19 protein-coding genes are annotated in these 20,118 nt (G+C 67.5%); 6 read left to right on the top strand and 13 right to left on the bottom strand.

Annotation, left to right across the window (positions count from 1 at the left end; genetic code table 11):
• Positions 1-15 precede the first annotated feature (15 nt).
• Positions 16-828 carry a metallophosphoesterase gene (locus ACUDP5_RS24395; protein ID WP_025139195.1) on the bottom strand — a complete coding sequence of 271 codons (813 nt, stop codon included), beginning with the start codon at positions 826-828 and terminating at the stop codon, positions 16-18.
• 72 nt (positions 829-900) lie between these two features.
• Here ACUDP5_RS24395 and ACUDP5_RS24390 point away from each other — a divergent pair, with 72 nt between their 5' ends.
• Entirely contained in the window at positions 901-1,878 is a 978-nt protein-coding gene (locus tag ACUDP5_RS24390; RefSeq protein WP_263910072.1) for a helix-turn-helix domain-containing GNAT family N-acetyltransferase, read from the top strand.
• A gap of 360 nt (positions 1,879-2,238) precedes the next feature.
• Complete coding sequence (locus tag ACUDP5_RS24385) at positions 2,239-4,476, top strand: phosphocholine-specific phospholipase C (protein WP_445657403.1); 2,238 nt, start codon at positions 2,239-2,241, stop codon at positions 4,474-4,476.
• Positions 4,477-4,519: 43 nt separating this feature from the next.
• Here ACUDP5_RS24385 and ACUDP5_RS24380 read toward each other — a convergent pair whose 3' ends face one another.
• From ACUDP5_RS24380 to gvpU, 3 genes are all read right to left on the bottom strand, one after another.
• Positions 4,520-5,206, bottom strand: a complete 687-nt coding sequence (locus ACUDP5_RS24380) for a pentapeptide repeat-containing protein (protein WP_445657402.1) — start codon at positions 5,204-5,206, stop codon at positions 4,520-4,522.
• A gap of 32 nt (positions 5,207-5,238) precedes the next feature.
• Positions 5,239-5,889, bottom strand: a complete 651-nt coding sequence (locus ACUDP5_RS24375) for a response regulator (RefSeq protein WP_263910076.1) — start codon at positions 5,887-5,889, stop codon at positions 5,239-5,241.
• A gap of 66 nt (positions 5,890-5,955) precedes the next feature.
• On the bottom strand, positions 5,956-6,411 hold the full coding sequence (gvpU, locus tag ACUDP5_RS24370) for a gas vesicle accessory protein GvpU (RefSeq protein ID WP_263910077.1): 456 nt from the start codon (positions 6,409-6,411) through the stop codon (positions 5,956-5,958).
• Between the two features lie 175 nt (positions 6,412-6,586).
• Between gvpU and ACUDP5_RS24365 the strand changes: the two genes are divergently transcribed.
• Positions 6,587-6,976, top strand: a complete 390-nt coding sequence (locus ACUDP5_RS24365) for a hypothetical protein (protein WP_445657401.1) — start codon at positions 6,587-6,589, stop codon at positions 6,974-6,976.
• A gap of 101 nt (positions 6,977-7,077) precedes the next feature.
• On the opposite strand, the gene ACUDP5_RS24360 is transcribed toward ACUDP5_RS24365, so the two are convergent.
• Positions 7,078-8,061: a helix-turn-helix transcriptional regulator gene (locus ACUDP5_RS24360; RefSeq protein WP_445657400.1), complete on the bottom strand. Its 984-nt coding sequence runs from the start codon at positions 8,059-8,061 to the stop codon at positions 7,078-7,080.
• Positions 8,062-8,179: 118 nt separating this feature from the next.
• Here ACUDP5_RS24360 and ACUDP5_RS24355 point away from each other — a divergent pair, with 118 nt between their 5' ends.
• Complete coding sequence (locus ACUDP5_RS24355) at positions 8,180-8,788, top strand: glutathione S-transferase family protein (RefSeq protein WP_263910080.1); 609 nt, start codon at positions 8,180-8,182, stop codon at positions 8,786-8,788.
• Positions 8,789-8,855: 67 nt separating this feature from the next.
• Here ACUDP5_RS24355 and ACUDP5_RS24350 read toward each other — a convergent pair whose 3' ends face one another.
• Together ACUDP5_RS24350 and ACUDP5_RS24345 are read right to left on the bottom strand one after the other, a co-directional pair.
• Positions 8,856-10,178, bottom strand: coding sequence for a ParB/Srx family N-terminal domain-containing protein (locus ACUDP5_RS24350; protein ID WP_445657399.1), 1,323 nt, complete (start codon positions 10,176-10,178; stop codon positions 8,856-8,858).
• Between the two features lie 72 nt (positions 10,179-10,250).
• On the bottom strand, positions 10,251-11,432 hold the full coding sequence (locus ACUDP5_RS24345; protein ID WP_445657398.1) for a multidrug effflux MFS transporter: 1,182 nt from the start codon (positions 11,430-11,432) through the stop codon (positions 10,251-10,253).
• Between the two features lie 90 nt (positions 11,433-11,522).
• Here ACUDP5_RS24345 and ACUDP5_RS24340 point away from each other — a divergent pair, with 90 nt between their 5' ends.
• Positions 11,523-12,311: an AraC family transcriptional regulator gene (locus ACUDP5_RS24340; protein WP_263910083.1), complete on the top strand. Its 789-nt coding sequence runs from the start codon at positions 11,523-11,525 to the stop codon at positions 12,309-12,311.
• Here ACUDP5_RS24340 and ACUDP5_RS24335 read toward each other — a convergent pair.
• From ACUDP5_RS24335 to cyoA, 6 genes are all read right to left on the bottom strand, one after another.
• Positions 12,308-13,414 carry a porin gene (locus ACUDP5_RS24335; protein ID WP_263910084.1) on the bottom strand — a complete coding sequence of 369 codons (1,107 nt, stop codon included), beginning with the start codon at positions 13,412-13,414 and terminating at the stop codon, positions 12,308-12,310. The two genes, ACUDP5_RS24340 and ACUDP5_RS24335, sit on opposite strands and share 4 nt — an antisense overlap.
• Before the next feature lie 198 nt (positions 13,415-13,612).
• Positions 13,613-14,425: an SURF1 family protein gene (locus tag ACUDP5_RS24330; protein WP_263910085.1), complete on the bottom strand. Its 813-nt coding sequence runs from the start codon at positions 14,423-14,425 to the stop codon at positions 13,613-13,615.
• A gap of 4 nt (positions 14,426-14,429) precedes the next feature.
• A complete protein-coding gene (gene cyoD / locus ACUDP5_RS24325; protein ID WP_445657397.1) occupies positions 14,430-14,825 on the bottom strand; it encodes a cytochrome o ubiquinol oxidase subunit IV in 396 nt (131 codons plus the stop codon).
• Positions 14,822-15,463 (bottom strand): cytochrome o ubiquinol oxidase subunit III, encoded by a 642-nt coding sequence (gene cyoC, locus ACUDP5_RS24320; protein ID WP_175191214.1) that lies wholly within the window; start codon positions 15,461-15,463, stop codon positions 14,822-14,824. The genes cyoD and cyoC overlap by 4 nt, the downstream gene beginning before the upstream one ends.
• Complete coding sequence (gene cyoB, locus ACUDP5_RS24315) at positions 15,456-17,459, bottom strand: cytochrome o ubiquinol oxidase subunit I (RefSeq protein ID WP_445657396.1); 2,004 nt, start codon at positions 17,457-17,459, stop codon at positions 15,456-15,458. Before cyoB ends, cyoC begins: the two co-directional genes overlap by 8 nt.
• A 59-nt stretch (positions 17,460-17,518) precedes the next feature.
• Entirely contained in the window at positions 17,519-18,562 is a 1,044-nt protein-coding gene (cyoA, locus tag ACUDP5_RS24310; protein ID WP_263910088.1) for a ubiquinol oxidase subunit II, read from the bottom strand.
• 221 nt (positions 18,563-18,783) lie between these two features.
• Between cyoA and ACUDP5_RS24305 the strand changes: the two genes are divergently transcribed.
• Positions 18,784-20,118, top strand: coding sequence for an MFS transporter (locus ACUDP5_RS24305; protein ID WP_263910089.1), 1,335 nt, complete (start codon positions 18,784-18,786; stop codon positions 20,116-20,118).

The raw sequence follows: 20,118 nt of genomic DNA, 5'->3' as shown, positions 1-20,118 counted from the left end.
GGCCCGCCCGCGGCCTCAGCGCCCCGGCACGTCCCACAACGCGTCCGGCAGGAAGCCTTCCTGTTCGCCCTTCTTGGCATAGCCCAGCGGATTGGCGATCACGCGGCAGCCGTCCTTCACGTAGTCCAGCGCGCAGTGCAGGTGGCCGTGCATCCAGACGTCGGCCAGGGGCAGCAACGCATCCAGCGCGTTGCAGAACCCCGCCGTGCCGGGCGTAACGCCGTAGCGCGGGTCGGCGCTGGCCAGCGACGGTGCGAAGTGGGTGATGGCCAGGGTGGGGCCGTCGAAGGGCGTGCGCAGTGCGTCTTCCAGCCAGGCCTGGCAGGCCAGGCCCTGTTCGCGCATCTGCTCGGCCATGAAGGGCGCGCCGTGGCGCCGCATCTGCGCCTTTTCCAGGTAGAAGTCCGCCGCACGAAACGCCTTGCCGCGCTTGTTCAGCGCCTGCGTCAGCGTGTCGCCGGGCGCGGCCAGCGCGTCGAAGTCGGTCCAGAGCGTCGTGCCCACCAGCCGCACGCCGTCGATGACCCGGGTCTCGCGCTCCAGCCACTGGATGTCCAGCGCATGGCACAGCGCCTGCAGACGGTCATGCGTCTCGTCGAAATCCAGGTTGTCGTATTCGTGGTTGCCCGGCACATAGACCACCGGCGTCGGCCAGCCGTTGCGCGGCGAATAGGTGCCCAGGCCGAAGTCGTCGGTGGTCAGCCTGGACCGTTGCTGGTACGAACCGATGTCGCCCGCCAGCACCAGCAGGTCGGCCCCCGGGGTGGGTGACGCCACGAACGTGGGGTTGTTCTCCAGGTGCAGGTCGGACAGCAGTTGAATTTTCATGGGCCGGGGGCTTGTTTTGGTTGCGACACGCAAGTATATTGGTTGCGACCCGCAACTTCAGGACGCGCCATCATGGATGTTATCGACTTTCCCGCCCGATCCCGTGACCAGACCATCCGCGACCTGCGGGAATTCTCGCGCAAGCTGGTGCGCGAACTGGGTTTCATGCGCGCGTCGCTGGCCGACAGCGACCTGGCGCCGTCCGCCGTGCACGCCATCATCGAGATCGGGCTGCAACCCGGCATCCAGGCGCGCGACCTGGCGCTGATCCTGCGTCTGGACAAATCCAACACCAGCCGCCAGGTGGCCAAGCTGGAAGCCGCCGGCCTGGTCAGCCGCGAAACCGACAGCGGCGACGCCCGCGCCTCGCGGCTGTCGCTGACGCCGGCCGGGGTCGAGCTGCGCAAGCGCATCGACCAGTTCGCCACCGACCAGGTGTCCAAGGCCCTGCGCCAACTGGCGCCCCACGACCAGGAAGCGCTGATCCGCTACCTGTCGCTGTATGCCGATGCGCTGGCTCGCGAGAACCCCAACACCCGCGCCGCGCAGGCCGCCGAGGCCATCGACGCACAGATCCAGGAAGGCTACGCGCCCGGCTGCATCGGCGACGTGGCCAGCCTGCACGCGCGCTACTACGCGCAGGCCGCCGGTTTCGGCGTGGTGTTCGAACGCCTGGTGGCCACGGGCCTGGCCGCCTTCGCCGAAGCGCTGCCCGCGCCCGGCAAGAACCTGTGGCGCTACACCGACGGCAGCCGCACGCTGGCCTCGATCGCCATCGACAGCGACCTGCCCGCGCGCACCGCGCACCTGCGCTGGTTCATCGTCGACGAATCGCTGCGCGGCATGGGCGTGGGCCGCGCCTTGCTGGCGCGCGCGCTGCGCTTTGCCGATACGCTCGATGTGGATGAAACGTATCTGTGGACCTTCAAGGGCCTGGATGCCGCCCGGCACTTGTACGAGTCCGCCGGCTTCGTGCTGACCGACGAAGCCGAAGGCACGCAGTGGGGCGGCGTGGTGGTCGAGCAGCGCTTCAGCCGACCCGCGCGCTGACGCATCTGGACACACTAAAGGGCCGTGCAAACGCGCCGCGGCCCGCTTGAACACGCCACCTTTCACGGCGCTGTCACTTCACGTTCCTAGACTCGCTGGGGTCTTGCCGGTACTGCCCGGCAAGGTCGGTCTCTCCCTTTCTGAAGAACCTCCCCATGCCCTCCATGCGTCTTGCAAGAAGCCTTGCCGCGATCCTGCTCGCGGCCGCCACGCTCACCGCCTGTGGCGGTGACGATTCCTCCGATGATGATCCCGCGCCGTCCGCCCCGCCGGTGACCGAACAGCCCAAGCCTGCGCCCCAGTTGCGCTGCGCACCGTAAGCGGCGGTTGCGCCGTCCTCAACGATCCCGAGTACACCTGATGACTACCCGCCGCAATTTCCTGCAGACCGCCACGGGCGCGGGCTTTGCCGCCGCCGCCCTGGCCGCCTTTCCGCCCAGCATCCGCCGCGCGCTCGCCATTCCCGCCAACAATGCCACCGGCACCATCAAGGACGTCGAGCATGTGATCATCCTGATGCAGGAGAATCGCTCGTTCGACCATTACTTCGGCACGCTCAAGGGCGTGCGCGGCTTTGGCGACCGCATCACCATTCCGTTGGCCAACGGCCGCAAGGTCTGGCAGCAGCAGCGCAGCAACGGCGTCGTGCTGACGCCTTTCCACCTGGATGGCAGCACCCATAACGCGCAACGCGCCAACGGCACGCCGCACAGCTGGAACGACAGCCAGAATGCCTGGGACCACGGCCGCATGGCCAAGTGGCCCACGTACAAGACCGACATCTCGATGGGCTACTTCAAAGAGCGCGAGATTCCGTTCCAGTTCGCGCTGGCCAATGCCTTCACGCTGTGCGATGCCTATCACTGCGCCATGCACACCGGCACCGACGCCAACCGTTCGTTCCACCTGACCGGTACCAATGGCGCCACGGCCACCAACACCGCCTTCGTCAACAACGAATGGGACTGGATCGACGGCCTGCCAGCCGGCGTCAACACCGGCTACACCTGGAAGACCTACGCCGAGCGCCTGGAGGCGGCCGGCGTCAGCTGGATCTCGTACCAGAACATGCCCGACGAATGGGGCGACAACATGCTGGGCGCGTTCCGCCAGTTCCGCCAGGCCAACATCGCCTCGGGCTTTCCGGTGTCCAGCGGCGGCTCGCCGGGTTCGCCGTACGCCAACACCGGCCAGGCGCTGCCGTACAAGGCCTACGATCCGGCCACCGACAACGCCGCCAACCCGCTCTACAAGGGCATCGCCAACACGCTGCCGGGCACGGCGCCCGAGCAGTACCTGGATGCCTTCAAGCGCGACATCCGCGAAGGCAAGCTGCCGCAGGTCTGCTGGATGAACGCGCCGTCGATCTATTGCGAGCATCCCGATCCGTCCAGCCCCGTGCAGGGTGCCTGGTTCCTGCAAGAGGTGCTGGACGCGCTGACCGCCGTGCCCGAGGTCTGGAGCAAGACGGTGCTGCTGATCAACTTCGACGAGAACGACGGCTACTTCGACCACGTGCCGTCACCGTCCGCGCCGGCGCCGGCTGGCGGCGGCGCCTTCGCGGGCAAGGCGACGCTGTCGGCCGCCGACATGGCGTTCGAGTATTTCACCCACGGCGCGCCCACCGGCAGCACCAGCCAGCCCGCCCCGGACGGCCGCGTCTACGGCCCCGGCCCGCGCGTGCCGATGTACGTGATCTCGCCCTGGAGCCGCGGCGGCTGGGTCAATTCGCAGGTGTTCGACCACACCTCGGTGCTGCGCTTCCTGGAAGCGCGCTTCGGCGTGGCCGAGCCCAACATCAGCCCGTTCCGCCGCGCCGTCTGCGGCGACCTGACCAGCGCCTTCAATTTCAAGACGCCCAACACCGAATCGCTGCCGACCCTGGCCGGTCGCGCCACCCGCAGCGCGGCGGACCAGCTGCGTACCGCGCAGGAAGCCCTGCCGCAGATGCCGCTGCCCACCGACATGCAGCTGCCGCTGCAGGCCAGCGGCACGCGCCCGTCGCGCGCCTTGCCGTATGAACTGCACACCAGCGCGCGCTGCGACGCGGCCGGCACGGTGCAACTGGTGTTCGCCAATACCGGCACGCAGGCCGCGGTATTCCACGTGTACGACCGCTACCACCTGGACCGCCTGCCGCGCCGTTATGCGGTCGAGCCGGGCAAGACCCTGGACGACACCTGGAACGTGCTGGCCGACAACCTGGGCATGTACGACCTGTGGGTGCTGGGCCCCAACGGCTATCACCGCCATTTCAAGGGCGACACCAACCGCATCGCCGACAGTGGCGTGCTGCCCGAGATCCGTGTCTGCTACGACATCGCCAATGGCGAGGTCTACACCGAGCTGCTCAACACCGGCGGCAAGGCCTGCACCTTCACCATCACGCCGCTGGCATATCGGCAGGACGGTCCCTGGCCGCAGGCGGTGCCTGGCGGCGGCAAGGCGTCGATGAACTGGGCGCTGGCGGCCAGCGGGCTGTGGTACGACTTCGCCGTCACGTGTTCCAGCGACCCGGCGTTCTATCGCCGTTTCGCCGGCCGCGTGGAAACCGGCGCGCACACGGTCAGCGATCCGGCCATGGGCGTGGTGGCCTGACGCGGCGCGGGCCGCGCCCGTCCGGCGCGGCCCGCGCGGTGTATCAGATCACGGTGATGCGCAGCTCGGCCAGCAGGGTCGCCGCCTGGGTCTTGGAAATGGCGGCGCCGGCCAGCCGTGCGGCGGCGGACAGGTCGATGCCGCCCAGGTCGGCCTCGCGCAGGTCCGCGCCTTCGAAGCGCGCATTCTTCAGCGTGGCATTGCGCAGGCTGCCGCCGTGGAACACCGTGTCGCGAAAGTCGCAGCCGGTCAGGTCGGCATCGGAAAAATCCAGCTGGTGCAGGGCGGTCTTGCGAAACGAGATGCCGCGCACCAGCGCGCCGACCAGCAGGCATTCTTCGAGCGTCCAGCCCAGGCAGGCGATGCCGTCGAAGTCGGACCCCGTCAGCTTGCAGCCACGAAAGCGGGCCGTGGCCAGGCGCGCGCGGCGCCAGCTGGAATTGTTCAGGTCGCAGCCGGAAAACACCGCGTCGCTGGCGTCGGCCGAGGCAAACACGGCGTGGCCGCCGCGGCAGCGCAGCCACTCGGTGTCGGCCAGCGTGGCGCCCTGGAACGAGGTGTCGGCGATGGCGCAGGCGGTAAAGCGCGCGCCGCGCAGGTCCAGCCGGGAAAAATCGGCGTCCTGGAAATCGCAGTCTTCGAAGACCAGGGGGCGGTTCTGTGCCTGTTCGATCAGCGCCTGCATGGCCTTGCGGTCCAGCGCCAGGCCCGTTATCGGGGGCTGCGTCATGCCATCGTCTCTGTGGTGTTGCGGTAAAGGCGCTATTGGAACATGCCGCTTTCGGCGCAGAACGTCACCAGTTCCTGGTCGGTCTGCACGTTCAGCTTGCGCATGGCCGATATCTTCTGGCCGCTGACGGTCTTGACGCTGCGCTTCAGGCTGTCGGCGACCTGCATCATGGATTCGCCGCGCACGAAGAGCCGCAGCACTTCGAATTCCTTGGGCGTAAGGCTGTTGATGCGTTCGCCCAGGAAGCGGGTGCGCGCGGCCGCGCTGCCGTCGCGCTGGAAATCCGGCGGATAGTAGCGGCGGCCGGCTTGCAGGGTGTGCAGCGCGGTGACGATTTCGGCCAGGTCATCGCGCTTGAGCACCACCGCCGCGACCCCGGCGTCGTACAGCGCCGAGATGATCATGGGGTTGGACACCATGGTCAGCACCACGATGCGGGTGGCCGGGTAGTGGCGGATGAGGTACTTGACCAGGCGGATGCCATCGCCGTAGGTCTCGTCGCCGGGCATCGAATAATCGGTGATGACGACCTGCGGCAGATCTTGCGCCAGGTGCTCGACCAACGCCGTCGGGCTCGACAGCGTGGCCACGACATCGAAACTCAGGTCCTTGGCGAGCAGGTCGCTCATGCCCATCAGCACCAGCGGATGGTCATCGGCGAGGACGATGCGTAGTCTTTGCATGCGGGGCGCGGTCAAGTGGGCAGGAAGGGCGGACGGACTATTCTGCACCAGGATTGCGCGGCCCGCTCAACCGATCTGCTCGGCCTGCAGGCGGCCCAGGATGAAGCCGTCGACCGCGTTGCTGCGGCCGCGCCACAGCGTGGGCTGCCCGGCGATGGGCGTGCCGTCGGCGGTGAAGAACAGGGCATCGGCCAGGTGGATGTAGTTGGGCAGCGGTTCGGCCGGCTGCGGCAGGCGGAACACGTCGCCCAGCTCGGCCAGCGAACTGCGCACGGTTTGCCGGGCCGACGATTCCATGTCCGTCAGCGAATCGGCGAAGCTTTCGGCGAAGCGGTCGAAGTATTCGGCGCCCGACACGATCGAGCCGGACACCAGCATGCCGCCCATCTGCAGCGTGACGCCGATGCTCTTGAGCTGGCCGCCGTTGTTCACCAGGTTCACCAGGAATTGCAGGAACACGTCGGCCTGAGGATTGGCGGCGACGGGGGAAACGGGCGTGTCAGGCGTGGGATCGAGACTCATGGGGTCGAGCTCCGGTTGGGTGCAAGGGAGTCACAAGATACTCGAACGGCGGCGAATGCGCATCGGGGGCAATCGGCGGATAAGGCGCCGTATCGGGCGGCAGTCCGGCCAATCGCCCCGGCCGCCGCGGGAGTAACGTTCGGATGATCGAGACTCTCCACGACCAGGCTACCCCATGATCGCCGTGAATCCCTTGACCGCCGGCAAGGCGGACGACACCCGCAAGACCTCCTCTGGCCAGAGCGCGTCGTCTGGCGCTTTCCGTGCCGCGTTCGTCAATGCGCAGGAACGCGGCGCTTCGGCCCTGGCCGGCGGCGTGAAGGGCGCGGCCCAGGCCGCGCCGTCCGCGGCCCAGGCCGCGCCGTCCGCGGCCGAGCAGGAGTTCACGGAGTACGCGTCCATGTCGCTGCAGGACAAGATGTTCTACGCCGCGCTGGCCGCGTTGGGCATTTCCAAGAAGGACTACGACGCCATGTCGGCCGCCGACAAGCTGAAGGTCGCCGAGAAGGTGTCGCTGATGATGCAGCAGCTGGCCAAGGCCGACCAGGCCAAGCAGGTCAGCTGACGTTCGCAAGCGGGCGGCACCGCGATCCTCTGTTGTCGGCAGGGCCGCGGCCCTCGATGTTGCAGGATGGCCGCCCGCCTGTCGCCGCCGCCTCTGCCCGCCTAGCCGCGGCCGCCGGCCGCGTGCCGTTGCAGCATGCGGCCGACCCGCTCGCCCGCCGCCCGAAAGCGCTCGGCCAGCGAGGCCGGCGCCAGCACGTCGAATTCCACTTCCAGCGCCAGCAGCCAGTACGTCAGCGCTTCCAGTGACTGGCCGGTGCAGCGCAGCAGGCAGCGGCTGTCGTCGTCCAGCGCCTCGACCTGGCCGGCCGATGCGGGTATGCGCGCCGCCATCACCGCGCGCGGCGCGTGCAGCACGATGCGGGCCTCTTCGGCATTGGGCGCCTGGCCGACGGAACGCGCCACATAGGCCCGCAGGTCGCCCCCTTCGGGCGGCGGACGCGGCGCGAAGTGCGCGCCCGGCGCGACCGGGCCGGTGATGCGGTCCAGCCGGAAGGTGCGCCAATCGTCGCGCGCCGGATCCCACGCCACCAGATACCAGCGGTAGCCCGTGTGCGCCAGCCCCTGCGGCTCGACCTGGCGGGTGCTGGCCTGGCCGCGGCTGTCGGCGTAATCGAAGTTCACGCGCAGCTGGTCGCGGCAGGCGGCCGCCAGCGTGGCCAGCTGGCCCGCGTCCACCAGCGGGCCGCCGCGCGGCAGCGGCACGATGGCCGAGCGCAGCGCGTCCAGCTTGTGCCGCAGCCGCGTCGGCATGACCTGTTCCAGCTTGACCAGGGCGCGCAGCGCGGCTTCTTCCACGCCGCCGACCGAGCCGGTGGCGGCCGTGCGCAGCGTGATCGCCACCGTCATGGCTTCATCATCGTCCAGCAGCAGGGGGGGCAGCGTGTTGCCCGCGCGAAACGCATAGCCGCCCGCCACGCCGCTGCTGGCCTGGATCGGATAACCCAGTTCGCGCAGCCGGTCGATGTCGCGCCGCAGCGTGCGCGGATGCACCGCCAGGGTCTGCGCCAGGTCGGCGCCGGCCCAATGACGGCGGGTCTGCAACAGGGAAAGCAGGCGTAGCAGGCGGTTGCTGGAGCTGAGCATGGTGCGTCGACGATAGTCCGTATCGAGGGCGGAAACTGTCCGCAATGGATTCTACAGTTCGTCCGTCGTCAGCGGCCATGGGGCCGCGGCACCTACCCCGACATCCGGAGGCTTTTCCATGTCCATCGTTTTCTATTGGTATCCCCAGTCCAGCGCGTCGCCCATCGCCTGCGCCCTGGCCGAATTGCAGGTCCCGCACGAACGCGTGAAGGTGGATATCCGCGCGGGCGAACAGCGCCGCCCGGAATTCCTGGCCCTCAATCCCAATGGCAAGGTGCCGACGCTGACGGTGGACGGCGCGCCGATGTTCGAGGCCTTGGCGATCCACCTGTGGCTGGGCGAAAACTGGGGCGTCAAGCAAGGCCTGTGGCCCGCCGCCGGCACGCCCGAGCGGCTGGCCGCGCTGTCGTGGTGCGCCTGGGCCTACGTGACGTATGGCGCGGTGCTGTCGCGCCTGTTCCTGACGGCCTATGGCGATGAACACATCCGGGATGCCGGCCAGGCCGCACGCGCCACCGCCGACCTGGATTCGCTGCTGGGGTTGCTGGATGCGCACCTGACGCGCCAGCCCTGGATGCTGGGCGGCGAGTACTCGCTGGCGGACCTGGTGGTCGGGTCCGTGGTCGGCTACTCCGCCATGGTGGGGGCGCCCGTGGCGGCGCATCCCAGGGTGCAGGCGTGGCTGGGCAAGGTCAAGAGCCGTCCGGCGATGCAAGGCGAAGTCTGAACGTGACAACGCCGCGCTTGAGCAGCGCGGCGTTGTCCGGCACAGGGCGCGAGACCGCGGCGCGCGCCTACCAGCCCCAGCAGGTGCCGGCGGCGGGCTTGCCGCAAGCGCGGTAGTTCACCGAATACCAGAGCTTGCCAGCCGTGCGCGGGTCGCCGTTGGTCTTGACGTCATTGCGCGGCAGCTCTTCAAGCGCGTCGCGCGCCGCCTTGGTGGGCGTGCCGCTGGCGGCGCCCGGCACCAGCACGATGCGGCCCAGGCTGGCCGCGGTGGTGTCCTGGTACACGATGTCGGTGTCGGCCAGCGCCGACATCTTCAGGGCGGCGTTGCGGACCGCGGCGGCGTAGCCGTCGTTGGCGCCGGTGGGCGCCAACGCGGCGCTCAGCGTGCTGACGGTCAGGATCTGCGCGGGCGTGGCCGGCGCCACCATGGCGTACGTGTCCAGGCCGGCCAGTTGGCCGCCGGCCACCTGGCGGCGCAACCAGTCGCCCCACAGGAATTCGGCGAACTCGGGCAGGTTGCCGTTGCTGTAGGCGATGTCGCGGGTGAAATACACCAGCGAGCGGTAGCGGTCTTCCTGCATGCCGCCGGCTTCCTGCGCATTGGCGATGCCCACGCGGGATGGCAGCTGGTCCACGGTAATGGGCTGGTTCTGCCCGTCACGCAACCAGGCGCGACGCTCGTCGACCATGCGTTGCCAGAACGCGGACGCCGTGCCCAGGTTGCTGTAGTTGGCGCTGACCTTGACCCACACCGGCAGCTTGGGACCGCCGTCGAAGATCTCGCGCAACGACGAGAACGTGTGGTGCCCGTCCGTCAGGTACAGATTGCCGTCCCAGCCGATCACCACCGTCTTCAGGTTGGCGGGATCGCTGCCGGGCGCTGCGGTGCAGGCGAAGGTGTCGGGCTTGTCCAGGCGGGCGGCCTGGGCCTGGGCGACCGAGGTGAATGCGATGGCCGTGGTGCCGCCCATGTCTTCGCAGTAGTCGCTGAATTTCTTGCCGACCGTGCGGTTCACGTAGTCCAGCTGGTTGGCCGGGTTGCCGGCCCAGGTCGGGCGGGCGAAGTCGCCCTGCCAGCGGCCGAGCTTGTAGTAGATCTGGTCGTAGCCGATGGCCGCCTGGGTGGGGCGCAGTTCTTCGATACGCACTTTGAGCACGTCGCCCGTCTTGGCGGCCAGGTAGGCCGGGTTGCGGGTGTCGACGGGCGGCGGCGTCGGGGTCGGGGTTTGAGCGACCGGGGGCGGGGGGGCGGGGGCGTCGTCATCGTCGCTGCTGCCATTGCAGGCCGCCAGCCACAACGGCAGCGTGGCCAGCGCCAGCACACGCAAGGTGGGGCGCCAACGGGCGGCAAAGGGCAGGGGAGCAACGGAGGCAGGCGTGCGGGGCATGGGCGTCAAAGGGGGATTGATCAGGGAAGTATCCAATGATGACGGAATCGTGTTGCGTGATCATTGCATCTGTCATGTCCGCGACAAAATGGTCGGCGCGCTGCCGCGCAGCCCGATCAACAGCAGGGCCACGGCCACCCAGGCCGCGGACAGTGGCCGGGGCGTGTCGAACGGCAGCCACGCACTGGCCGCCAGCCCCAGACCCAGCAGACTGTAATAGGCCAGCCCGAACAGCGCGCCGGCCCGCCCCAGGCAATGCCCATAGCGGCGCAGCGCCGGCCCCAGCAGATTGGGAATCGCCAGGCCATAGCCCACGAAGATCGGCAGCGCCGTGGCCGCCCACAGCCAGCCTGGTTCGGGGCGCCACAGCACGGCGGCGGCTTGCGCAACCGCGCCCGCGGCGACGCAACGCAGGCCATGGCCTACCCGCGTGTCCGCGGACGAGGCGGCGGGCAGCAGACGGTTCAACATCGCGCCCAGCGTGCCGGCCAGGGCGACGCCCAACCCGACCCAGCCGAATCCCAGGCCAGGCAGTTCGCCGGTCATGAACGGCCCGGCGGCATAGAACGAAAACACCAGCAGGTTCAGGCCCGCCACGCGCAGCACGGCCACGCGCAGGTCGGCATCGGCCAGCATCTGGCGCGCCAGCGCCGCCAGCGGCACCGCGGTCGTGGCGGCCGGCCGTGTTTCGCGCCAATGGCGCAGGGCGCAAAGCAACAGCGCGGCAATGGCGAGCGCGATCGCGGTCAGCACGCCCGCATAGCCCTGGCGCTGCGCCACCAGTTGCCCCGTCAGCGGGCCCACGGCGGGGGACCACGCCAGCACCGCGCCCAGCGTCACGAAGTAGCGCGTCAGGGGTTCACCGGCCAGGCAGTCCCGCAACAGCGTCTGCGTCACGACCGAGCACGCCGCCAGGCCGAGTGCCTGCACGAAGCGTCCGGCCAGCAGCCACTCGTAGTGCGGGGCGACCGCGGCGCCCAGCGTGCCCGCCAGGCTGATGGCCAGCGCGGTCAGCAACGCCGGGCGGCGGCCCCAGGCGTCGGCCAGTTGGCCCCACAGCAGCACGCCGCAGGCAAAGCCCACGAAGAAAACGCCCATGACAGGCTGGGTGGCGGCCGCGTCCAGGCGCCACTGGCGCGCCAGGTCCGGCAGGGCCGGGGCCAGGATGGTTTCCGCGATCTGGGGCAAGGCAAGCAGCGCGATGATGAGCCAGCGCGGCGGCAATGCGGGCGCGGACGAGGGAGAATGAGACATGGCGAGGCGGTGCGGCAAAAGGACCCTAGCGTATCCGGCCGGCTTTGCGCAAAATCACGACATCTCGCCATAAAACATCGCCAATCGGACATGCCCGTCTATTCTCCCGCGTTCGTCGAAGATCCCGACAGCGTGGCCTGTCCTGTCGTGGGCCAGGCCATCGACACCCGCGCGCATGCCTCGGACTGGCATGCCCATCGGCGCGCGCAATTGCTGTATCAGGTGCGGGGCGGGGTGACCTTGCATCTGGCGGACCGCGTGGGGCAACTGGCGCCCTTGCAGGCGGCCTGGCTGCCGGCAGGTTGCGTGCACCGCACGGTCATGCAGGGCGCATTCGCCTATCGCAGCCTGTATTTCGACGTGGATTCTTTTCCGGACCTGCCGCAGCAACCGGGCATCCTGGACGTCAATCCCTTGCTGCGCGAGATGATCGTGCGCATCACGCAGTGGCCGTCGGACCAGCCGCTGGACGCAGTCCGGCAGCGCCTGGTGGCCACCCTGCTGGATGAACTGGCAGCGGCGCCCACGGCGCCGCTGCATCTGCCGATGCCGCGCGACCGGCGGCTGGCGCCGATTGCGCAGGCGCTGCTGGCCGACCCGGCTTGCCCGCGGTCCATCGAAGACTGGGGCAAGCAGGTGGGCGCCAGCGGCCGCACCTTGGCGCGCGCCTTCCTGGCCGAGACGGGGTTGCCGTTCACCCGCTGGCGCACCCAGTGCCGGCTGCTGATCGCGCGGGCCCGGCTGGCCGAGGGGGCCTCGGTCACCGAAGTGGCGCATTCGGTGGGCTATGCCAGTGACAGCGCCTTCATTGCCATGTTTCGGCGCGCCTATGGCGAGCCTCCGGGACGAAGGCTGCACAGGCGCGCCGCAGCGCCTTAGAACACGTGGCGGATGCCGACGCCGGCCGCGGTGCTCTTCAGGCCGTCGATGAACGCGTAGTCCTTGCCGTACGAACCGTAGGCGTACAGGTTGGTGCGCTTGGACAGGTCGTAGGTGTAGCCCACGCTCCAGACGTTCATGTTGGCATCGCCGCCGGTCAGGCGGTCGTTGGACGGCGACACGTGCTGCCACGACGTGAACACGCTGCTGGCGCCACCCACGGGGATGGTCGCGCCCAGCATGTAGGCGTTGGCCTTGAAGCCGTCGACGTAGCGGTTGGTGCCGAACTCATCGCTGAACGGCGTGCCGCCGGGCAGGTCCTGGCCGACGAACCAGCCATCGGTGGTGCGGCCGTAGGCGGCGGCCAGCTTCACGACTTCCAGGTCGTACGAGATGCCGGCGGCGTACTGGCGCGGGGTGGCATCGTGGTCGATGGCGGCGCGGTTCGAGCCGTTGAGCTGGTCGTAGGTCAGCGTAAGGTTCAGGGGCCCTTGCACATAGCGCGCGCCGACGGTGATGCCGCGCGAGTTGTCGGCGGTGCGAAAGCCCGTTTCGTTGGCGTTGGTGTCGTCCGCGTTGAACGAGTAGCCCGCGGCGAACTCGAAGCCGCTCATCGAGGGGCTGCGGTACATGACCATGTTGTCCCAGCGCATGGTGTTGGCTGCGCTGAAACCCAGGCCCAGGTTGGATTGCGTGTAGCTGGTGTAGAAGGGGTCGATGTCGGCCAGGTAGTTCGAGCCCACGGTCGCCTGGCGGCCGAATTCCACGGTACCCCAGGCGTCGCTGGCCAGGCCGATGGTGGCCTGGCGGCCGAACAGGCGGCCGTTCTGGGCGCGCGAGCCGTTGCCCGAATCGAAACCGCTTTCCAGCGTGAACACGGCGCGCAGGCCGTCGCCCAGATCTTCGGATCCGCGCAGGCCCCAGCGGGAGCCGGCCTGGATGCCGTTGATCATGCCGAGTTTGCTGCCGTCATAGCCATCGCCCTTGATCTTGTTGTAGCCGAGGCCGGTGTCGATGACACCATAGAGAGTGACTGACGTTTCTGCCTGAGCGACGCCTGCAAAGGTGGTCAACATTGCGGCTGCGAGCAGCGTCTTTTTCATCCGGAAAACTCCTAGAGTAAGGGTGGAAAAAACAAAGGGAACAGCACGTTAGGCAAGGCGCCCAGCGGTGTTCCCAACCCTTAGTGTAGACCAGTCTGGTCTATTTTCCGGCAATTCGGACGAAGATCTGGCTATTTACGGCAATTTCCAGACCGGTCTGAGCGCGCGGCCACGGCCCGAGAGACCGTCGCCGCCGTCCTAGCCGCGGCGCCCGCGCAGGCGTCGTTCTTCCCGCACCACGATGGCCACGCCCACGATGACCATGGCGGCCAGGGCGTACCAGGTGATGGCATACACCAGGTGATTGTTCGGGAAGGTCAGCACCGTCAGGCCGGCCACGGGGGCCTTGGCCGGATCGCGGGCGGCGCCGGGGGCGGCGTCCGCGTCGATGAAGTAGGGCGCCACGTCCGACGCCGTCAGCCCGCGCGCCGCCGCAATGGCCGGCAGATCGCGCGAATACCAGAGGTTGGACGCCGGATCGTTGTTGCGCAGAAAGCCGCTGCCCGGTTCGCCCATGCGCAACAGGCCGGTGACCTGCACCGGGGCCGCCGCGGCCTCGGCCTGGGCTTGCGCCTGGCCGGCGGCCTGGCTCTTGCGCCACTCGGGCAACACGAAGCCGCGGTTCACCAGCACCGTGCCGCCGCCATTCGCCAGTTGCAGGGGCGTCATGACCCAGTAGCCGCTGCCCAGCTCGGTGGCCGCCTGCACCAGCGTCTGCTTGTCGTATTGGTACACGCCGGCCGCCGACACGCGGCGGTATTCCGCGTTGTCCGACGTCAGCGCCGCCCAGTCGGCCCGCGCCGGGGCGGGCGTGGGCGCCGCGTGGGCGCGCTGGTCGACCTGCGCGATCAGGCCTTGTTTCCAGGCCAGCCGATGCACCTGCCAGGTGCCCAGGGCGCACAGGCCCGCGAACAGCGCAACGGCAATCACCCCGAGTATGACCAGGGTGCTTGCCTTGCGGGGATTGCGGGAGGTGTCGCCGGGTAGGGAAGAGTCTTTTGTTGCCGCCATCACATCAGGGCATATTCCGCATGTCGTGGACGGACATGGGCATCATGTTGGAGTTCAAGTGATACATGATCCAGATGGATCCGCTGAGCGTAATCACGACCAGCACCAGGGTGAATATTAACGCCAACATGTTCCAGCCGCTTTCGGACTTGGCGTCCATGTGCAGGAAGTACACGATGTGCACCACGATCTGCACCGCCGCGAACGCCAGGATGATCAGCGCGGTGGTGCGCGAACTGTCGAACACGCGGCCCATCACCAGCCAGAATGGAATCGCCGTCAGGATGGCCGCCAGCACGAAGCCGGTGACGTAGCTTTTCAGGGTGCCGTGGGCGGCGCCTTCGTCGTCGTCGTGGTGGTCGTGGCCGCCGTGGCCAGCGTGGTCGGCATGGGCGGTCATGGCAGCACTCCCATCAGGTAGACAAAGGTGAACACGCCGACCCAGATCAGGTCCAGGAAGTGCCAGAACATCGACAGGCACATCAGCCGGCGGCGGTTTTCGGGGATCAGGCCATGCATGCGGACCTGCACCATCATGGTCACCAGCCAGACGATGCCGAACGTGACGTGCAGCCCGTGCGTGCCCACCAGGGTGAAGAACGACGACAGGAACGCGCTGCGCTGCGGACCCGCACCGATGTGGATCAGGTGCGCGAACTCATACAGTTCCAGGCACAGGAAGCCCAGCCCCAGGATGCCGGTGACCGCCAGCCAGCCCTGCGTGGCGCCCACCCGGTTGCGCCGCATCTCCAGCATGGCAAAACCGTAGGTGATGGACGACAGCAGCAGCAGCGACGTGTTCACGGCCACCAGCGGCAGGTCGAACAGGTCGGCGCCGGACGGCCCGGCCGCGTAGTTGCGCCCCAGCACGCCATAGGTGGCGAACAGGCAGGCGAAGATGAGGCAGTCGCTCATCAGGTAGACCCAGAAGCCCAGCAGGGTGCCGTTCTTCGGGTGATGTTCGCCGGGCACGTGGAAAACGGGCTCCGGGGGCGGCGTGGCGCCGCCGGGCAGGGTGGGGGCCAGGGTATCAGACATGTTTCGCCAACAAGTGGGTGCGGGCGTCCTCCGTGCGCACGACCTCGTCGGCCGGCACGTAGTACTCGCGCTTGTAGTTGAAGGTATGGACGATGGACACGACGACCAGCGCGGCGAACGACAGCACCGCCAGCGGCCACATGTGCCAGATCAGCGCAAAGCCCATCACCACGCTGATGCCCGCCAGCACGATGCCCGCCCAGGTGTTCTTGGGCATGTGGATGGGAATGAAGCCGGTCTGCGGGCGCTGGTAGCCGTGCTGCTTCATCTGCCACCACGCGTCCTGGTCATGCACGCGCGGCGTGAAGGCGAAGTTGTAGTTGGGCGGCGGCGACGACGTCGACCATTCCAGCGTGCGGCCGTTCCAGGGGTCGCCGGTCAGGTCGCGCAACGATTCGCGGCGGCGGTAGCTGACCACCAGCTGGATCAGGAAGCAGGCAATGCCGATGGCGATCAGGAAGGCGCCGAATGCGGCCACCTGGAACCAGATCTGCAGCGACATGTCCTCGAAGTGATTGACGCGGCGGGTCACGCCCATCAACCCCAGCACGTACAGCGGCATGAAGGCGAAGTAAAAGCCCACCAGCCAGAACCAGAACGAACACTTGCCCCAGAACGGATCCAGCTTGTAGCCGAAGGCCTTGGGGAACCAGTAGGTGATGCCGGCCATCAGGCCGAACAGCACGCCGCCGATGATGACGTTGTGAAAGTGCGCGATCAGGAACAGGCTGTTGTGCAGCGCGAAGTCGGCCGGCGGCACCGCCAGCAGCACGCCGGTCATGCCGCCGATCACGAAGGTCACCATGAAGCCCATGGTCCAGAGCATCGGCACTTCGAAGCGGATGCGGCCGCGGTACATCGTGAACAGCCAGTTGAAGATCTTGGCCCCCGTGGGGATCGAGATGATCATCGTCGTGATCCCGAAGAACGAGTTCACGCTGGCCCCGGACCCCATGGTGAAGAAGTGATGCAGCCACACCAGGTACGACAGCACCGTGATCACGACCGTGGCGTACACCATCGACGCATAGCCGAACAGGCGCTTGCTGCAGAAGGTGGCCACGACTTCCGAGAAAATGCCGAAGGCCGGCAGGATCAGGATGTAGACCTCGGGGTGGCCCCAGATCCAGATCAGGTTCACGTACATCATGGCGTTGCCGCCGAAGTCCGCCGTGAAGAAGTTGGTGCCCACGTAGCGGTCCATCGACAGCAGCGCCAGCACCGCGGTCAGTACCGGGAAGGCCGCCACGATCAGCACGTTGGTGCACAGCGCGGTCCAGCTGAAGATGGGCATGCGCATCAGCGACATGCCTGGCGCGCGCATCTTGACGATGGTGACCAGCAGGTTCACCCCTGACAATAATGTGCCTACCCCCGCGATCTGCAACGCCCATATGTAGTAATCGACCCCGACGTCCGGACTTTGCGCGATGCCTGACAAAGGCGGATACGCCAGCCAGCCGGTGCGGGCGAATTCACCGACGAACAGCGACATCATCACCAGCACGACGCCGCCGGTGGTCATCCAGAAGCTGAAGTTGTTCAGGAACGGGAAGGCCACGTCGCGCGCACCGATCTGCAGCGGCACCACGTAGTTCATCAGCCCCGTGACCAGCGGCATGGCCACGAAGAAGATCATGATCACGCCGTGCGCGGTGAAGATCTGGTCATAGTGGTGCGGCGGCAGGTAGCCGGTCGAATCGCCGAAGGCCACGGCCTGCTGCAACCGCATCATGATGGCGTCGGCAAAGCCGCGCAGCAGCATCACGATGCCCAGGATCATGTACATGATGCCGATCTTCTTGTGGTCGATGCTGGTGAACCATTCGTGCCACAGGTAGCCCCACTTCCTGTAGTAGGTGATGGCGCCCAGCACCACCACCCCGCCCACGGCCACCATCAGGAAGGTGACCAGCAGGATGGGCTCGTGAAAGGGAATGGCATCCCAGGTCAGGCGACCGAAGATCAGCTTGGTGAGGTCTGGTTGATCAGTCATCTCGGTTCCAGGGTGAAGACCTTGATTTCATGCTGCCGGACCGGTGCGCCGGGCCGGCCCTACATCGTCAATTCGGCGGCCGACGTGCACATGGCGCCCACGTACTTGCGCGGCGGGGTGTCGGTCAGGCCCAGGCGTTCGCGCGTGGCGGCATCCAGGCTGGCGATGTTGTGCGCGCCGGGAATGCCCATGCCGCCGCCCGCGTCGATCGCCATGGCGTCTTTCATGCACATGCGGTTGGGTTCCACGCAGCGATTGACGATGGCGTCGAACAGGCCGGGCGCCACGCTGGCATAGCGCTGCACCGGGTTGCGTTCGCTGGGTTGCTCTAGCTTCAGGTAGGTTTCGCGGCTGAGCGCATTGCCCGAGGCGCGTGCGTCGGCGATCCATTTTTCGAAGCCCTGCGTGTCCATGCCATGGAAGCGAAAGCGCATGCCCGAGAAGCCCGCGCCGCTGTAGTTGGCCGACAGGCCTTCGTAGTCGCCGGGATGGTTGATGACCGCGTGCAGCGTGGTCTGCATGCCAGGCATGGCGTAGATCTGGCCGGCCAGCGCGGGCACGAAGAACGAATTCATGACCGTCGACGAGGTGATCTTGAACTGGATCGGGCGGTCGACGGGGGCGGCCATTTCGTTGACGGTGGCGATGCCCTGTTCGGGGTACAGGAACAGCCATTTCCAGTCCAGCGCCACCACTTCGACCACCAGCGGCTTGGTGCCGGCCGGCACCTCGCGGCCTTCGGACAGGCGCGCCAGCGGCCGGTAAGGATCCAGCTGGTGGGTGCTGACCCAGGTCAGGGCGCCCAGCGCGATGATGATCAGGAGCGGCGCGGCCCAGATCAGCAGCTCCAGCATGGTGGAGTGGTTCCAGTCGGGATCGTAGTGGGCCTCGCGGTTGCTGGCGCGGTAGCGCCATGCGAACAGGAAGGTCAGGAAGATCACCGGCACGATGATCAGCAGCATCAGGCCCGTGGAGATGATGATGAGGTTGCGCTGCTGCACCGCCACGTCGCCGGATGGCGAGAGCAATACTGCATTGCATCCTGCGAGCAATGGCAGGGCGGCAAACAGGATCAAACCGCTAAGCCTGGGGAAAGACGGCATGGCCATACCTCGAAACGTAACCGTGGGAGGTAAACGCAACACTACGCTGGAAGCCGCGAAAAATCTAGGGTAAAAAGAGCAAAAGTATGCACGTCCAAGGCGTGCGGGGCGGGGCCGGGCACTGTCGGGCTGCGGCCCGCAAAGCCATTGGCGCCCGTGCATACCGGTGTATTGCAAAAGCGTAGACAAGGCGTCTTAACTTCCTTTCAGCGAGCAATCACATGGCGACCACCACGCAGGTTCCCGGCCACGTCTCCCCCTTGCCCCTTCCGGGTTCGGCGGGCGCCGCGCCCAGCCACGCCAAGGTGGCGCCTGGCGAGATCGCCGTCGGCGTCGTCATCGGACGGGCGTCCGAATACTTCGACTTCTTCGTGTTCGGCATCGCCTGCGTGCTGGTGTTTCCGCGCGTCTTCTTCCCGTTCGAGCCGCAGCTGGAAGGCACGCTGTGGGCCTTCGTCATCTTCTCGTTCGCTTTCATCGCGCGGCCCATCGGCACGGCGCTGTCGATGGCCATCCAGCGGCGCTGGGGCCGCGGCACCAAGCTCACCACCGCGCTGTTCCTGCTCGGCACCGCCACGGTGGGCATGGCATTCCTGCCCGGCTACAACGTCATCGGTGCGCATGCGATCGTGCTGCTGGCCGTGTTCCGTTGCCTGCAGGGCCTGGCCTTCGGCGGTTCGTGGGACGGCCTGCCGTCGCTCTTGGCGCTGAACGCGCCGCCCAACCGCCGCGGCTGGTATGCGATGCTGGGGCAGCTGGGCGCGCCTATCGGCTTCATGATTGCCAGCGCGCTGTTCCTGTACCTGCACGTCACGCTGACCGAAGCCGATTTCCTCGACTGGGGCTGGCGCTACCCGTTCTTCGTGGCCTTCGCCATCAACGTGGTGGCGCTGTTCGCGCGGCTGCGGCTGGTGCTGACCGAGGAATACACCCAACTGCTCGAAGAAGGCGAACTCGAACCCATCGGCACCACGCAGATGGTCCGCGAGCAGGGCTACAACCTGTTCCTGGGAGCGTTCGCGGCGCTGGCCAGCTATGCGCTGTTCCACCTGGTGACCGTGTTCCCGCTGTCCTGGATTGCGGTCAGCGCCACGCAGCAGATATCCGACGTCCTGATCGTGCAGATCATCGGTGCGTTCGTTGGCATCCTGGGCACCATCGCTTCGGGCCTGATCGCCGACCGCATCGGCCGGCGCACCACGCTGGGCCTCCTGGCCGGCCTGATCGGCGTGTTCGCGCTGTTCACGCCCTGGCTGCTGGGCGGCAGCCCCACGGCGCAGGATGCCTTCATCCTGATCGGTTTCGCGCTGTTGGGCCTGTCGTACGGCCAGGCGTCCGGCACCGTCACGGCCAACTTCAGCAAGCGTTTCCGCTACACCGGCGCCGCGCTCACCACCGACATGGCCTGGCTGATCGGCGCGGCCTTCGCGCCGCTGGTGGCGCTGGGGCTGTCGGCGCGCTTCGGGCTGGTGGCGGTCAGCATCTATCTGCTGTCCGGCACGGCCTGCACGCTGCTGGCGCTGCGCATCAACAAAGCGCTGGAAACGCGTGACTGA

Source organism: Achromobacter sp. NCFB-sbj8-Ac1-l, assembly GCF_052695805.1.
This window is presented reverse-complemented; position numbering and strand designations above follow the sequence as displayed.

Coding starts and splice junctions, on each gene's coding strand:
- ACUDP5_RS24355 (WP_263910080.1), top strand. CDS start 8,180: ATGTCCATCGTTTTCTATTGGTATCCCCAGTCCAGCGCGTCGCCCATC.
- ACUDP5_RS24350 (WP_445657399.1), bottom strand. CDS start 10,178: ATGCCCCGCACGCCTGCCTCCGTTGCTCCCCTGCCCTTTGCCGCCCGT.
- cyoD (WP_445657397.1), bottom strand. CDS start 14,825: ATGACCGCCCATGCCGACCACGCTGGCCACGGCGGCCACGACCACCAC.
- ACUDP5_RS24340 (WP_263910083.1), top strand. CDS start 11,523: ATGCCCGTCTATTCTCCCGCGTTCGTCGAAGATCCCGACAGCGTGGCC.
- ACUDP5_RS24390 (WP_263910072.1), top strand. CDS start 901: ATGGATGTTATCGACTTTCCCGCCCGATCCCGTGACCAGACCATCCGC.
- ACUDP5_RS24365 (WP_445657401.1), top strand. CDS start 6,587: ATGATCGCCGTGAATCCCTTGACCGCCGGCAAGGCGGACGACACCCGC.
- ACUDP5_RS24335 (WP_263910084.1), bottom strand. CDS start 13,414: ATGAAAAAGACGCTGCTCGCAGCCGCAATGTTGACCACCTTTGCAGGC.
- ACUDP5_RS24375 (WP_263910076.1), bottom strand. CDS start 5,889: ATGCAAAGACTACGCATCGTCCTCGCCGATGACCATCCGCTGGTGCTG.
- ACUDP5_RS24360 (WP_445657400.1), bottom strand. CDS start 8,061: ATGCTCAGCTCCAGCAACCGCCTGCTACGCCTGCTTTCCCTGTTGCAG.
- ACUDP5_RS24345 (WP_445657398.1), bottom strand. CDS start 11,432: ATGTCTCATTCTCCCTCGTCCGCGCCCGCATTGCCGCCGCGCTGGCTC.
- ACUDP5_RS24385 (WP_445657403.1), top strand. CDS start 2,239: ATGACTACCCGCCGCAATTTCCTGCAGACCGCCACGGGCGCGGGCTTT.
- cyoC (WP_175191214.1), bottom strand. CDS start 15,463: ATGTCTGATACCCTGGCCCCCACCCTGCCCGGCGGCGCCACGCCGCCC.
- ACUDP5_RS24330 (WP_263910085.1), bottom strand. CDS start 14,425: ATGGCGGCAACAAAAGACTCTTCCCTACCCGGCGACACCTCCCGCAAT.
- cyoA (WP_263910088.1), bottom strand. CDS start 18,562: ATGCCGTCTTTCCCCAGGCTTAGCGGTTTGATCCTGTTTGCCGCCCTG.
- gvpU (WP_263910077.1), bottom strand. CDS start 6,411: ATGAGTCTCGATCCCACGCCTGACACGCCCGTTTCCCCCGTCGCCGCC.
- ACUDP5_RS24305 (WP_263910089.1), top strand. CDS start 18,784: ATGGCGACCACCACGCAGGTTCCCGGCCACGTCTCCCCCTTGCCCCTT.
- ACUDP5_RS24395 (WP_025139195.1), bottom strand. CDS start 828: ATGAAAATTCAACTGCTGTCCGACCTGCACCTGGAGAACAACCCCACG.
- ACUDP5_RS24380 (WP_445657402.1), bottom strand. CDS start 5,206: ATGACGCAGCCCCCGATAACGGGCCTGGCGCTGGACCGCAAGGCCATG.
- cyoB (WP_445657396.1), bottom strand. CDS start 17,459: ATGACTGATCAACCAGACCTCACCAAGCTGATCTTCGGTCGCCTGACC.